The organism is Paenibacillus sp. PSB04 (genome assembly GCF_025809195.1).
Taxonomy (GTDB): Bacteria; Bacillota; Bacilli; order Paenibacillales; family Paenibacillaceae; genus Paenibacillus_AQ; species Paenibacillus_AQ favisporus.
Genome location: NZ_CP081301.1, coordinates 6,697,002 through 6,711,030, shown reverse-complemented (window position 1 = coordinate 6,711,030; position 14,029 = coordinate 6,697,002). Strand labels below are relative to the sequence as shown.

Genomic DNA, 14,029 nt, shown 5'->3' with positions numbered 1-14,029 from the left:
AACGCTTTAATGTTTTTGATAATAAACAAAATAATTTAAATATTCCTTGACGGGAATATTCCTAAGGTGGTATATTTTTCCCATAAGCTTAGAACTATTCAAATGGGAGGGAAAAAAACGGGATGAATCAGGAAGTTACAGCCTACATCGAAAGTTTGCCGAAATGGCAGGGAGAGATGAGTTCAACCCTGCGGAATATGGTTCATGAGACGATTTCGGAAGTTGAAGAACGCATTCAGTACAAGAAACCGCATTTTTTGAAAAACGGCCATTATGCAGCGGTGATCTCGCCAGCAAAGGACGCCATTGCGTTCATGATCATGAACGCAGACAGCATCGACTTCCCAAAGGGATTCGACGGGCCTGCTGAACGGAAATGGATCAAATTGCGGGAAGGCGACACGCCGGATCTGGCTCTGCTGTCAGGTCTGCTGAAGCAAGCTTCCAGCACGTTGTAACAGGAAATCGGGGGGGACAATGAAAACGACAACTTTGAACGCGCTCGCGGAACCCAACCGATTGCAGATCATTGAACTGTTGCGCGAAGGTCCGCTTACCGTCGGGGAAATTGCGGATCGGCTGCACCTTCGGCAACCCCAAGCGTCCAAACATTTAAAAGTTTTGAGTGAAGCCGACCTTGTCGAAGTGCGGGCGGACGCCAACCGGCGAATCTACCGGCTTCGCGCTGAGCCATTCATGGAAATGGATGTATGGCTCCATACGTTTCGCAGTATGTGGGAAGACCGTTTTGACCGTTTATCCGATTATCTTAATCAATTAAAAAAATCAGATTATCCCTAAATTCCAAGGAGGAGATCTAATGAATACTCAAGGACTTTTATTGAAACGTGAGTTTGACGCCCCCCGGGAGCTGGTATTTGAGGTCTGGACCAATCCGGCGCACTTTGGCAACTGGTGGGGACCAAAGGGGTTTTCGCTTGAAGTGGCTAAGATGGACGTTCGGCCAGGCGGAATGTTTCTCGGCTGCCAGAAGTCGCCGGATGGACAGCAGGCGATGTGGGGCAAATTCGTTTACCAGGAAGTGCAGGCACCGGAGAAGCTGGTATGGGTTCAGTCCTTTTCCGATGAAGAAGGTAACACCGTTCGCGCTCCGTTCAATCCGAACTGGCCGCTGGAAATTCTGAATATTCTGACGCTTGAGGAAAATGAGGGGAAGACGGTGCTGACGCTGCAAGGTGGACCGCTCAATGCCTCTAAGGAGGAGCAGGAAGCATTCGACTCGATGTCGCCAATGGTTGCACAAGGGTTCGAAGGTACCTTCGAGCAACTCGCAAACTACCTGTCTAGCCAACAATAAAGCCAATACCAAGGGGAATCTGAAAGCCTCGGAGAGAATTTGCTCCGCGGCTTTTGCTATTCATGGTAATAGATTGCATCATAAGGAAACTCGAACTTCTTCATTCGATATTCCTTGGGTGTCATGGACATATATTCACGAAACACCTTGCCGAAGTAGCTGGGGCTCTCAAAGCCGCATTGTTTGCCAACATCCTGGATCGGCAGATCTGTGGTTCGAACTAAGGTGACTGCGGCTTCAACCCTCCGGTCTCGCAAATAAGAAAGGGGTGGGGACTGCTCCGACTTCTGGAATAGCCTGCATAAGTAGTGCTTGTTAACTCCGCAGTGTTCAGAGAGCATGTCCAGCGTTATTGGGGAAGCATAATGCTCCTTCATGAAACGTTTAGCCTTCAGAATGATGGAGATGGAGTTCTCGTTGATGTCTTTGTTTATTTCTCTGCTCGTCTTGACTAGAGTAAGCATCCACTCATAGACAGTACTGGACAGCTGATATTTATCAATAACGTTCTCCTCAGCTATCATGCTTAGAAGCTTCCACAGATCTAGAATTAAGGGAGAGTCAGCATCTCTATGAATGACGGGCCCCTCTTGCCCGATAACAAGATCCCAAATCCGGTTTGCTTCCTCCCCTCTCAAGTTAAGCCATAGAATCTCCCAGGGCGTTCCGTTGTCTGCATAATAGTACCGGTGTCTGCTTGGAACTTTGACCAGAAATCCTGTTCCCTGGTCCAGTGTGAAGCGCTGCTGCTCATACTCCAGGATGCCTTGGCCGCTAAGCGTATATTGAAAAATGACGTGCCCGCAATCCGGACGATCCTCGCCTGCAAAGCTGTACTCCGCGCTCTGGATGATCTGCCAACCGACCGAATCTAATGTCAATATTGAATGATCGTCGCTTCGAAAAGCATAGGATGAAGGGGATACCATGTCGTGACCTCCACGATTCATGAAGTCAATTTTGTTATAGTATAGCGCAATACTTTTAGATTGTCTTCGTCATTGATCACGCATAAGATCGAGGTATCAAGAACAAAGTGGGTGAACCTATGGAGGACAAGAAGTATAACGCAACGCTGAGGATAGATCTGAGGGAAGATGAATATTGGTGGGGTGGAGCTGTCCAAGATGGAACCTTCATGCCGTTTGGCAGCGAGCTCTATTCACGCGATCTATATGGCGATGCAGCCTATAACCAAGCAGCGCCGCTGCTTCTCTCCAATAAGGGGAGACTGGTTTGGTCGGAGGAACCGTACCGGTTTTCTTTTGACGGCCGAGTACTTGTTATTGAAGGAAAGGATAAAAACATAAAGGTCGAGGAAGGCGGTAGCACCCTGCGTGATGCGTACCGCCTTGCTTCACAGAAGTATTTTCCTCCTGCCGGCCGTGCTCCGGATTTGCAGTTTTTTACCGTGCCCCAATACAATACGTGGATGGAGATGAGCTACCATCCAACGCAGGACAAGGTGATCGCTTACGCTGAAAACATATTGTCCCATGGGCTGCCGCCAGGCATCCTCATGATTGACGACAATTGGCATGAAGACTACGGTACGCTCAAGTTTCATGCGGGACGGTTTCCCGATCCCCAGGGGATGGTGAACCGGCTTCACGAGCTTGGGTTCCGCGTGCTCCTGTGGGTATGTCCGTTCTTCAGTCCGGACGGCGAGGTATACCGCGACTTGAAGAGGCGGGGATATTTGCTGAAAAATCCGGATGGGAAACCGGTTGTTCGCGAATGGTGGAACGGGTTCAGCGCCGTTCTCGACGGCACAAATCCGGAGGAAGTAAGCTGGTTTGCGGGTGAGCTGAACCGGTTGGTTGAAACGTACGGGATCGATGGCTTTAAGCTGGACGCGGGAGATCCTCAGTATTACAAGCCGGAGGACATCAGCTATCGGCGGGTGACGCCGAATGAGCAGACCGAAGCTTGGGCGCGTCTCGGACTCCGCTATGCCTTTAACGAATACCGGGCATGCTGGAAGCTGGCCGGCCAGCCGCTGGTTCAGCGCTTGAGCGATAAGAACCACAGCTGGGGCAACGATGGATTAGCCAGTCTGATTCCGAATGGACTTGCTCAAGGACTGATCGGATATGCCTTCAACTGCCCCGATATGGTCGGGGGCGGCCAATACGAGGACTTAATTCGCCCGGATTTCAAGGTGGATGCTGAGCTTTTTGTCCGGTACGCGCAGTGCTCCGCTTTGTTTCCCATGATGCAATTTTCTACAGCACCATGGCGGGTGCTGGATGAAGCGCATTTGAACTTATGTATCGAAGCTGCAGCGCTGCACTGCCGGATGGGAAACGAAATCGCTGCGTTAGCCCGTCATGCCGCCGAAACGGGTGAGCCGATCATGCGTCATATGGCATACGTTTTCCCGGAAGGGGGCTTCGAGCAAATCACCGATCAATTTATGCTTGGTGATGAAATGCTGGTCGCCCCGGTTCTCCAGAAAGGGGCGACGATCAGAACAATCGCATTCCCTTCAGGGACTTGGTATGGGGATGACGGGTCGCGTGTAACTGGCCCGTGTGAAATCGAAGTTGATGCTCCTCTGTCCAGGCTTCCGTGGTACCGCCGGGAGCAGCGGGTTTCCAGCTAGAATCTGCAGTAGAGGGAAGGGCTAAGAGCTCAGCTGAACGCTGAGCTCTTTTGGTTTGTATCTACCTTTGATCCGCCTACGGCTAGTTGTCCAGTCGACGTTCCGGATCAGACCCCGGGCCGTACAGCTTTCGGTAGGTCTCCGGCGTCATCCCTTCCTTCTGCCGAAACGTAGCCACGAAGTGACTCGCGTCGCGAAACCCCACCGCTTCTCCGATGCGGCGCACGGTCCAATCGGGCCGGTAAGGCAGCCATTCCTTCGCCTTGCGGAGCCTTAGCTGAATGAGATAGGCATAAGCCGTCATCCCGAACAGATCGCGAAATCTTTCATTCAGCTGCCGTTCACCGATGCCGAGCTGCGCAGCCATCTCCGCCAAGCCGATTTCCGGGTTGGCGAATTCGTGTTCCAGCCAGTTCAGCAGGCCTTGAACCCGGTCCAGCCGCTTCGAGATGGACGGCCGCTTGTCCGTGCGGGCGTCCGTACGAAGCAGCGTAAGAAATCGGTATAAATCCGCGGAATACCGCCATCCCGACGGATCGCCGCCCGACTCGGCGAACGCCAGCATGCTTTTTAGCTGGTCGGTTATCGGATCATGGCCGGCTTCCCATTGAAACCATTCGGCGGCACTCCAGCCGAGGGAACGGACGAAACTGGCGGCGATACTTCCATGAAAAGTGATATAACCGGTCTGCCAGCCGCCGCCTTTGGGCTCATATCGATGAGGCGTCCCCGGGGCGAGAAGAACGCCCGATCGTTCCGTCATTTTCCACGTGTACCCGTTAATTGATAGTTCTCCCTCTCCATGTAATGTCTGAAGCCAATGGAAATAGGGATAGCCCGAGGGCCTTGCTATGGTCTCCTGGTCGGGTTTGATCCCAATGGTCTCCAGCTGCAGGGGCAGCAGTTCCGAAGGGAAGGCGGGAACGACTCGGCGCATCTTATAAAAACCTCCATATTCTTATATATAAAATCCCGAATTTTATATTTTTTACAGATATCATAAGCCATTAAGATAGGGTTATCCATTGCAGTTTTATCATATACATTGAGGTGTGACAAGTTGATCAATACGAAAAAGGCGAAAATTTGGTATGGCGGAGATTACAACCCGGATCAATGGGAGAAGCCGGTCTGGGACGAAGATTTACGTATGTTCAAGTTGGCTGGTATAGACGTCGTGACGCTCAATGTGTTTGCCTGGGCGGAAGGGCGGAACTGATGGGACATGATGTATGGATTGTCAAGCTCGATCGGTAGCATAACGTCTCATGGAAGCTAGCTCATCAGGTTGGCAGAGTTACACCTCAAGGGTTCCTGGTTACCGCGTGGCTCTATTACGAGAATAGGGGATGAACCGAGATGAAAATAAACGCAAACCGAAGCGACTTGGAGCAAATCGCCGGACGAGTGGCGTCTTACACGTTCGACATGGACCTGACGTGGGATTGGCCGGGAGGCGTCGCTTACTATGGCGTCAGCAGAGCATTTGAAGTAACGGGTGAGCAGGCCTACCTTGAACGGATGAAGGAATGGGTGGATGAATATATCGAAGCCGGCCTGCCGGACTGGACGGTGAATACGTGCGCCATGGGTCACATGCTGCTCACGCTATACGAGCAGACAAAAGATGAGAAGTACGCGGAGATTATTCACAGCAAACTCGATTACCTGGAGAATGATGCGCTGCGTTTCGGCGATCGGGTGCTTCAGCATACGGTATCGTCGGGGAACGATTTTCCGGAGCAATGTTGGGCGGATACGCTGTTCATGGCGGCATACTTCATGCTGCGTGCAGGCATTCTGTTCGATAAAAAACACCTCATTAACGACGCCCTGCATCAATTTTTCTGGCATATCAACTACTTGCAGGACGACAACGACGCCCTGTGGTATCACGGCTACAACCATATTAAACAGGATCATATGTCAGGCATTTACTGGGCGCGTGCGAACGCTTGGGCTGCCTATACGATGGCCCGCGCGGCACGTATTCTGCCGGAAGGGTATCTGTATCCCCCAATGATGCATATTTGGAGCTCATTGCGCGATCAGCTAGCCGCGATTAAGAAGCTCCAGAAGGAAGACGGCCTGTGGGGAACGGTTCTGGACTACCCGGAAGCTTACGGCGAGGTATCGGCCACGGCGGGCATCGGAGCGGCCATGGTAACCCAAGGCAATCCTTTGCACGCAAAATATGTGCAGAAGGCGCTCGACGGCCTGCTGGCGAACATTGCCGGCAACGGCCGCGTGCTGAACGTATCGGGCGGCACCGCTGTCATGAATGACATCTCCGGATACCTCGGCATCGACAGGAAATGGGCCCAGGGCTGGGGGCAAGGACTGGCGCTCGCGTTTCTGACATCGGTGATTGAGGAGCTCAAGAAAAATGAAGCGAGAGTGGATCACAAGTCGGTGGATGCTTTGTGAGATGAATAGAATGAGGTTCATGTAACAGAACGTGATGGAGAGCAACGTGATTACCACTCAAGAGAGCAACGAATCAAACATGATTCGTTGCTTTTTTTTGATCGAGCTCGACTAAAAAAGGTATAGAAAATAAAATTTGAGAACGATCAGTAAAAATAATTCTTTACCAATCGTTCTCAATGTGTTAGGATAAAACCACAAACAGGAAATAGAATAAAGGAGTTGGACGACTTGACACATTTTCAATCTAAAAACGGCGTGGTCACTTGGAATGATGAGTTGCAGAGCGTGGTCATCGAATGGAAAGGATTTGCATACGGACAGGAGTTTCAAACGATCCTGATGAAGGGAGCCGAACTGTTGAAACAAATGAACGGCAGCAAAGTCCTGATGGATACCCGCAATGGCTCGGCGATTAAGGCTGAAGACAAAGTATGGATTGGGGAGTTTTTCATCCGGCGGGCGTTTGAAAGCGGACTTCAATACCTGGCTCTGCTGCAGCCACACAGCGTCGTTGCTAAGCTGAGTCTGAACAGAACGGTCGAGGGGCTCGGAACGCTGCCTTATCGCCAGGAAAGCTTCACCGAGTGGGATGAGGCGGTACGCTGGTTGACAAATCCGTCACCGTTGCTGAGCGCGATCAGCTAACAGGGATTTACAACATTATTTTCATCATTTTAGAATGTTCATTCTCAAATAAAAGGAGACGACAAGTATGACAAAACCAAATTTAGAAGGAAAAATCGCATTGATCACAGGTGCAACACGAGGAATCGGACTGGAAACCGCCCGCGGCTTGGCCCGATTGGGGGCAACGGTCATTCTCGGCTCGCGTGATATCCGTAAAGGAAATGAAGCAGCGTATCAATTACATCAAGAAGGGCTAAAGGCTGTAAGCATTCAAATTGACGTGACCGATCAACAAGATCATGCCGCTGTCTATCAGTACCTTGAAGAAACGTATGGTAAGCTGGATATTTTGGTGAACAATGCCGGCGTCCTCCTCGAGCAGTCCAGCATTTCTGCCGCGACGCAAAACCAGACGAGTGCTATACCATTAAAAGAGCTGCGCGATACGTTCGATGTGAACTTTTTTGCTCAAGTTGAGTTAACCCAAACTTTGCTTCCATTGATCCGCAAATCGGAAGCAGGCCGGATCGTCAACGTGTCCAGCATCTTAGGCTCATTAACCCTGCAGGCAGATCCAGGCTCGCCGATTTATTCTATCAAAACCTTTGGTTATAATGCCTCGAAAGCGGCGCTGAACGCTTTTACCATTCATCTGGCACATGAGCTCAAGGATACTTCGATCAAAGTGAACTCTGTACATCCGGGGTGGGTCCGTACGCAGCTTGGCGGGGAACATGCAGATCTGGATGAAGCAGGCGGCAGCGAGACGAGTGTATTGTTGGCTTCGCTCCAAGAAGACGGGCCGACTGGGGGCTTCTTTCACTTGAACGATTCGCTGCCTTGGTAAGTTTGCGGAATATTTAGAATGTTCATTCCCATATAGTTAGCTGGTAGCAGGGAACGGGGATAGAAAATCATTGAAATATATAACGGGAGATGAAGGGAAATGAAAAAATTAAGTTCTGCTTCGGAATTTGAACGTGAGATTCAGGGAGATCAAACAGCGGTTGTCAAGTTTTATGCGGATTGGTGCCCGGACTGCAAACGCTTGGACCAGCACTTCGGACAGATCATAAGTGAATATCCGACTTTTAATTTCTATGATGTTAACGTGGAGGAACTTGTGGATGTAGCCGAAGGGCAGGACGTACGAGGTATTCCAAGCCTGCTGGTTTTCAGGAACGGACAAAAAGTGGCTCATCTTCATAGTGCCAATTTAAAGACTCCGCAGCAAGCCAGAGAATTTCTTAATACGTTGTGATCATGATACGGAAGACGACATGTTAAGCCGGATTGAAGAATGGTTTACGGATTGCTTATCACTGTGATTTTTCAGTGGTGAGCTTTTTTTATTTTTCTAATGACTGATTTCACATCGCAAACTTTCGCAAAAAACGCAGAGAATTGCTTGAATAAAGCGAATCCTGTCAAAAGGATCGAAACGAATAGGCCTGGAGAATTATTTAAGTATACATTGAAAAATAATGATTGTATTAAGAATACTTAAAATATAAAATACATACCGAATATAATGATAAAGGAGGTTCACAAAGTGCGTCTGCGACTGTTATCAGGTATTTTGTCCGTGGTCATGCTCATTCAGCTTGTTCCGGTATTCAAGGTGCACGCAGGTCCGTATATACCGGATCTTCCGCAGTCCGATCATGTCCTCACAGGCCAGGATTTGATTCCTGCCCTCGTCCTCCACGATTTCAACACACCTGAAGATGTAGCGTCCTGGAAAGCGGGAACCAACACCAAAGAGGTCAAGTATGTGACAAGTATGCTAAACGGCCCGAACTCGCCGTATGAAGGAAGCGGTGCTCTGGAACAGGTCCCGAACCCGGTCAAAGTGTATGAATGGCGCACGATCTATACGGAATACGAGCAGCCGAAGGACTTGTCTGCCTACCGTTTCCTGGCTTTTGCGGCAGACAGCTGGGGTTGGCAGGCCTCTGCAGACTATGTGCTGAAGGTGAAATTGTTCAGTGGAGACGACGAGTTTGAGAGCATCGCCCATATCCGCCCGGACCAATGGAAACGGGTCTTTATCCGTCTGGGGGATTGGGGAGGCAAACATGCCGTCACCAAGATGGAAATATCCTTTATGCAAAATTTTGATTTGGAAAATGTGCAGCCGGGGCAGCCGGGATACGATTCCTGGGATGGGCGCTTTCAGATCGATTACATCTGTGCGACGAACGTGATTGATCTCGGGTTTAATCAGGAAGGGGAAACTGAAGCCTTCACCGCCATGAACGGCTCGGTCCAGGCACAAGACGGGGCATTGGTATACCGCATGGAGGCCGAAGGCGGGTACATCGAATCACCGGAAATCAAGATCGATACGACTCAGAGGAACGGCATGACGATCGACATGACGAACGACACGGGCGCTCAGGAACTGAAAATCCAGTGGCGGACCGAAGGGGGAGAGTGGTCTGACGATCAGGTGAAATCGTTCACCGTTCCGGCCAGCGGCACCTTCTCGCAGGATTTTAACTTCTCGGATCATCCCGGATGGCAGGGCGTCGTCACCGCATTCCGCATCATTCCGGAAGCAGCGGCCGGTACGATCAAGGTGGACCAGATTCGCTTCAGGCAGCTGCCGGAAATGGAGCAGCCTTATGCAGGCAAAGCGGAAGCGAGAATCGATCAGGACGGCAGGATCATCGTTGAAGGAACGGTTGGGCCCGATTTTGTGGCTTCTCATCCCGAAGGCCAGCTGGAGCTGTTTGAATTGGCAACCTACGAGGATGCGAAGGATGTGCTCTCAGCCAAGACGCCTCTTGCCAAGACCGGTCTGAGCGAGTCGTTCCGGTTCGAAACGGCTGTGAATGACGGGCAGCGGAGCCGTCTCTACTCCAAGTTCGCCGTGGTATATCGTGCGGAAGACGGCACATACACTCCAATGGACGCTCCACAGTATATCATCAATCCGGAAGCCACTGCGCGCAACACCGAGCCCTATCCGGAGGCGCAAAGCATCAAGGGGCTTCAGGTACAAATGACAGGTGATGCCCAGGAGCTTGGAATCAGCCATGCCGCTCTGAATGTAAGCTACAACGAACTGATGTACAAATCCGATAACTATCCGGAGAACACGATAGCTTACGACCTCGAGGGAGAAACCTTCTATTTCCGCAAAGACCGGATCGAACGCATGGATAACGCCATCAAAAGCTTGTCCGACAACGGCATTATCGTCTCCCTGATCTTGATCATGTATGATATCAAGGATCCCGATTCACCTAATGAGTTCCTGATCCATCCGGACTCCGAGCCCGGAGGGACCGTATATGCGCTCAATACGAGTAATGAAATGGGCGTAAAATACGTGAAGGCGGCTACCAGGTTCATGGCGCAGCGTTATTCGATGCCAAGCGAACAATACGGGAGAGCCGTGAATTATATCGTCGGCAATGAAGTCGGCCAGAACAAAGTTTGGAACAATATGGGGCCCAAAAAGGTGGATGCCTACGTCCGGGAGTATGTCCAGACCTTCCGGCTGATCGACACCATCGTCAAAAGCGAGTACGCCAACGCCAGAACGTATGTATCTTTGGACCATTTCTGGAATGAAAAGCTGGACGATGCTTCTCTTTGGAAATACGATAACAAGGTCATTGTCGATAAAATGGCGGAATTATCGCGTAAAGAAGGCGATTTCGCCTGGAACATTGCTGCGCATCCTTACCCGGAAGATTTGTTCAACCCGCGCTTCTGGAATGATGCCACGGCAACGGATTCGTTTGACACCCAGCGCATTACGTTTAAAAACCTGGGCGTTCTTGTGGATTATATGAAGCAGCCGGAGCTTCTCCATAACGGGCAGATGCGGCGAATCATCCTGTCGGAGCAAGGCTTCCACAGCTTGTCCAATTCGGAAGAGCATCAGAAGCTTCAGGCGGCCGCTTATGCCTATGCTTATTATAAAGTGAAGTTTTTGGATGGCATTGACGCTTTCATCCTTCACCGGCATGTTGACCATGGACAGGAGGGCGGGCTTAATCTCGGCTTGTGGACCCATACCCCGGACAGCGTCGTGACGCCGGATCAACCGAAATATATTTATGATGTCTTTAAATATATCGATACGTCCCGCTCGCTGGAAGTAACCGAGTTTGCCAAGCCGATCATCGGGATTTCGGATTGGCGGGAAGTGATTCCGAATTTTGATCCCGGCCAGCTTCAGGACCGGACGATTCCTTCGATCGGCGGCCTTGATTACATTCGTGACGTGCAGAAGCCAAGGGAAGGAAGCGGCTTTGAATCCGGCACCGACGGCTATGCCGCATCGGATGAGGTGCAGGAAGTGAGCAAAGCTTCCGGCGATGCCTTCAACGGAACGGGCTATCTGGCAGCCAGATTCAACAGCCCGTACGCGAAAAATTGGGCCGGCGTGCAGAAACAGTTCACGGAGCCGGTCGATGCGAGAAAAACGCCATACTTCACAGCCGCGCTTCGGCTAGCCGATGTGAATCCGGAAAAGGCATATGAGGCGAAAATTATTGTGTACAGCGGATTTGACCGGATCGAAGGAACTGCCATGCTGGATGCAGCGAAGGGATGGCAGCTGGTCTCGCTTCCGCTTGGGGAATGGAAGGGAGCAAAGTCCGTTGACCGGGTGAAAATCTGGGTGCGCTCCGAGGGAGGAGCTCCTTTGACAGGAGAACTCCGTGTGGATGAAGCCCGTTTTGCCGAAAAAGTGAAATATGATCCTCATTCGTCCAACCTGAAGATTTCGGTACAGCAGCTGACACCCAAGCTTGAGGCTGGGGCGAAGCTTAGCGTCACGGTCACCAATCTCGGATCCCGGAAGCTGAACAAGAAGCTGAGGGTGGAGTTCCCCCAAGGAGTTCAGGCATCCCCGGGAAGTATTGATCTTGGCGACGTTGGAACAGGGATGAGCAAGAACATCACCTTGGAGATCACCCGATATGCTCCGTTGAATGAACAAGATCTGACATTGACGTTGGACTATGATTCCCGTAAATTCACTTTTCCTTTGGAGTGGGAGCGATCGTAGGGACATTTTACGTACTTGCGACTATCATCCATTCAAGCTTCTCAACTTATATAGAAATGACTGTGGTGCTCGGTAGGGAGTGCCGCAGTCTTTTTTAGTTGTCCTATTGGCGATCAAATCAAACAATGTATATTTAGTTGTAAAAGACTCAAACAAAGTATATTATAAAACTAATAAGAATACTTAATTTTAGAAATAAGTGCTTGCGATATTCGTTAATGGAGGTTGAGCCGCCTATGTGTGACACGGATCTGTTGGGAGGAGCAGAAAGGATGCGGAATCACGTGAGTCGAATGCACGCCGATCAATGGGGAGGCATTGACGGGTTGGGAAGGGAGCTTCCAACGCGGGCAGAAACGGGGCCGACGCGCGAAGGCAGGTACGTAGGTTTATTTTACTTTCTGTGGCTGGGGCAGCACGGAACGTCAGGTCCTTTTGATAACAGCGAAATTCTCGCCCGATATCCCGAAGCGGTCAGGGATCCAGCCCACCCGGCCTGGGGGGCGGAAAATGCATTTCACTTCTGGGGCGAACCTTTGTATGGCTATTATCTGAATGACGATGCCTGGGTACTTCGCAGACACGTGCAGCTTCTGACGAGTGCGGGCGTGGATTTTATCGTGTTTGACACGACCAATGCCGTTACATACAAGAAGGTATACGACGTATTGTTTCGCGTGCTGGACGAGGTATGGGGACAAGGCTTTGCCGTACCGCAGTTTGCCTTTTACACGAACACGGATTCAGGAACAACGATTGCGGAATTGTACGAAGATATATACAAACCGGGGCGCTATAAGCACCTATGGTTTCATTGGAAAGGCAAACCTTTGATCATTGGAGATCCGGCGGAATGCACGGAGGAACGGCGGGCTTTTTTCACCTTTCGCCGGAATCAATGGCCAAATGAGGAAGCAAAGGTAAACGGATTTCCATGGATCGAGTTTCAGCGGCCGCAGCGGGTGTTTTTTAATGATGAAGGGGAGAAGGAAGTGATCAGCGTTTCCGTCGCGCAGCATCCGAGTGTAGCTATGAGCGATACGCCCTTTTACGGGTACGGGAACAATTGGGGGAGAGGTTATCACGAAGGGATGGAGAAACCGGAGGCTGATCTGCCCGAATCCATTCATCGGGGCATGAATATCGCCGAACAATGGGAGTTTGCTATTGCAGAGGACCCGCAGATCATTTTCGTTACCGGCTGGAACGAGTGGATCGCCATGCGCCTGCAGGGAACAACGGATCGGCCGGTTTTGTTCGTTGATCAAGCTACGCTTGCATTCAGCCGGGATATCGAGCCGATGAAGGGCGGGTATCAAGATCATTATTATATGCAGCTGGTCGGTTATATCCGCCGCTACAAGGGCATGACCGAACCGGTGGACAGCGGAACCTTCCTGGCTGCAGAGCCGGACTTTACGGCTTGGCCGTCTGTACCGGAGCTGTACAGGGACTTTGAAGGGGATACGATGCGCCGGGATCATGCCGGATATGGGAGTTTTCATTATTTTCAAGACACGGGCAGAAATGATTTGGTTACCCTGAAAGCCGCTCATACGGATCACTGTCTATATTTTTACGCAAAAACGAAAGATCCCATCACCCCCTATACGGACCGTCACTGGATGATGCTGCTCATCCGTAACCGGAGACAACATAGCCCGGGATGGGAGGGGTACCATTACATTGTGAACAGGACAGTCATAGACCGTTCCAAGGCGCTGTTGGAACACAGCACTGGGGGTTGGAACTGGAAAGCGTCGGCAGAGATCCGTTATTTCGTTTCGGGGAATGAAATGTATGTTGAAATCCCGCTCGCACTGCTAAGGGGCGATGAAGCTCCGAAAGACCGGGCGAAAGGAATATGGATCGAGTTCAAGTGGGTGGACCATATGCAGAACGAAGGGGACATCGCAGACTTTTATTTGCACGGCGACACGGCGCCGGAAGGACGATTGAACTTTGTGTACAGAGCGGTCGACGAATCATAATTCATAAGCAGTCATTTTCTGGATACTCG

General features: G+C 50.8%; 12 protein-coding genes and 1 pseudogene. 11 read left to right on the top strand and 2 right to left on the bottom strand.

Translation table 11 applies throughout. The features are described from left to right. Window positions 1–122: 122 nt before the first annotated feature. The 3 genes from K2F33_RS30810 to K2F33_RS30800 are packed head-to-tail and all read left to right on the top strand — an operon-like array spanning window position 123 to window position 1,318. Window positions 123–458, top strand: a complete 336-nt coding sequence (locus K2F33_RS30810) for a DUF1801 domain-containing protein (RefSeq protein WP_089546279.1) — start codon at window positions 123–125, stop codon at window positions 456–458. 19 nt (window positions 459–477) lie between these two features. Then, on the top strand, window positions 478–801 hold the full coding sequence (locus K2F33_RS30805; protein ID WP_212983012.1) for an ArsR/SmtB family transcription factor: 324 nt from the start codon (window positions 478–480) through the stop codon (window positions 799–801). Between the two features lie 19 nt (window positions 802–820). After that, entirely contained in the window at window positions 821–1,318 is a 498-nt protein-coding gene (locus K2F33_RS30800) for an SRPBCC family protein (protein ID WP_263880439.1), read from the top strand. Window positions 1,319–1,374: 56 nt separating this feature from the next. Here the strand turns inward: K2F33_RS30800 and K2F33_RS30795 are convergent, their stop codons facing one another. Beyond that, on the bottom strand, window positions 1,375–2,247 hold the full coding sequence (locus K2F33_RS30795; protein WP_263880438.1) for an AraC family transcriptional regulator: 873 nt from the start codon (window positions 2,245–2,247) through the stop codon (window positions 1,375–1,377). A gap of 119 nt (window positions 2,248–2,366) precedes the next feature. Here K2F33_RS30795 and K2F33_RS30790 point away from each other — a divergent pair, with 119 nt between their 5' ends. After that, a complete protein-coding gene (locus K2F33_RS30790; protein ID WP_263880437.1) occupies window positions 2,367–3,923 on the top strand; it encodes a glycoside hydrolase family 31 protein in 1,557 nt (518 codons plus the stop codon). Window positions 3,924–4,005: 82 nt separating this feature from the next. Here K2F33_RS30790 and K2F33_RS30785 read toward each other — a convergent pair whose 3' ends face one another. After that, window positions 4,006–4,860, bottom strand: a complete 855-nt coding sequence (locus K2F33_RS30785) for an AraC family transcriptional regulator (RefSeq protein WP_263880436.1) — start codon at window positions 4,858–4,860, stop codon at window positions 4,006–4,008. A 123-nt stretch (window positions 4,861–4,983) separates the two neighbouring features. Between K2F33_RS30785 and K2F33_RS30780 the strand changes: the two are divergent. From K2F33_RS30780 to K2F33_RS30750, 7 genes and pseudogenes are all read left to right on the top strand, one after another. Beyond that, window positions 4,984–5,127, top strand: a pseudogene (locus K2F33_RS30780) (beta-galactosidase); the annotation flags it as partial. Between the two features lie 155 nt (window positions 5,128–5,282). Beyond that, window positions 5,283–6,350: a glycoside hydrolase family 88/105 protein gene (locus tag K2F33_RS30775; RefSeq protein WP_263880435.1), complete on the top strand. Its 1,068-nt coding sequence runs from the start codon at window positions 5,283–5,285 to the stop codon at window positions 6,348–6,350. Window positions 6,351–6,581: 231 nt separating this feature from the next. Continuing rightward, window positions 6,582–6,998, top strand: a complete 417-nt coding sequence (locus K2F33_RS30770) for a hypothetical protein (RefSeq protein ID WP_076168988.1) — start codon at window positions 6,582–6,584, stop codon at window positions 6,996–6,998. A 67-nt stretch (window positions 6,999–7,065) separates the two neighbouring features. Further along, window positions 7,066–7,827 (top strand): SDR family oxidoreductase, encoded by a 762-nt coding sequence (locus K2F33_RS30765; RefSeq protein ID WP_089546285.1) that lies wholly within the window; start codon window positions 7,066–7,068, stop codon window positions 7,825–7,827. A 99-nt stretch (window positions 7,828–7,926) separates the two neighbouring features. Further along, window positions 7,927–8,241 carry a thioredoxin family protein gene (locus K2F33_RS30760; protein ID WP_089546286.1) on the top strand — a complete coding sequence of 105 codons (315 nt, stop codon included), beginning with the start codon at window positions 7,927–7,929 and terminating at the stop codon, window positions 8,239–8,241. A gap of 291 nt (window positions 8,242–8,532) precedes the next feature. Continuing rightward, window positions 8,533–12,009: a DUF5722 domain-containing protein gene (locus tag K2F33_RS30755; RefSeq protein ID WP_263880434.1), complete on the top strand. Its 3,477-nt coding sequence runs from the start codon at window positions 8,533–8,535 to the stop codon at window positions 12,007–12,009. A 284-nt stretch (window positions 12,010–12,293) separates the two neighbouring features. Continuing rightward, window positions 12,294–14,000 (top strand): hypothetical protein, encoded by a 1,707-nt coding sequence (locus tag K2F33_RS30750; RefSeq protein WP_263880433.1) that lies wholly within the window; start codon window positions 12,294–12,296, stop codon window positions 13,998–14,000. The last annotated feature ends 29 nt before the right edge of the window (window positions 14,001–14,029 follow it).

Excerpts from the sequence above, each read along its gene's own strand:
- K2F33_RS30810 (WP_089546279.1), top strand. The coding sequence starts at position 123 with ATGAATCAGGAAGTTACAGCCTACATCGAAAGTTTGCCGAAATGGCAG.
- K2F33_RS30805 (WP_212983012.1), top strand. The coding sequence starts at position 478 with ATGAAAACGACAACTTTGAACGCGCTCGCGGAACCCAACCGATTGCAG.
- K2F33_RS30800 (WP_263880439.1), top strand. The coding sequence starts at position 821 with ATGAATACTCAAGGACTTTTATTGAAACGTGAGTTTGACGCCCCCCGG.
- K2F33_RS30795 (WP_263880438.1), bottom strand. The coding sequence starts at position 2,247 with ATGGTATCCCCTTCATCCTATGCTTTTCGAAGCGACGATCATTCAATA.
- K2F33_RS30790 (WP_263880437.1), top strand. The coding sequence starts at position 2,367 with ATGGAGGACAAGAAGTATAACGCAACGCTGAGGATAGATCTGAGGGAA.
- K2F33_RS30785 (WP_263880436.1), bottom strand. The coding sequence starts at position 4,860 with ATGCGCCGAGTCGTTCCCGCCTTCCCTTCGGAACTGCTGCCCCTGCAG.
- K2F33_RS30775 (WP_263880435.1), top strand. The coding sequence starts at position 5,283 with ATGAAAATAAACGCAAACCGAAGCGACTTGGAGCAAATCGCCGGACGA.
- K2F33_RS30765 (WP_089546285.1), top strand. The coding sequence starts at position 7,066 with ATGACAAAACCAAATTTAGAAGGAAAAATCGCATTGATCACAGGTGCA.
- K2F33_RS30760 (WP_089546286.1), top strand. The coding sequence starts at position 7,927 with ATGAAAAAATTAAGTTCTGCTTCGGAATTTGAACGTGAGATTCAGGGA.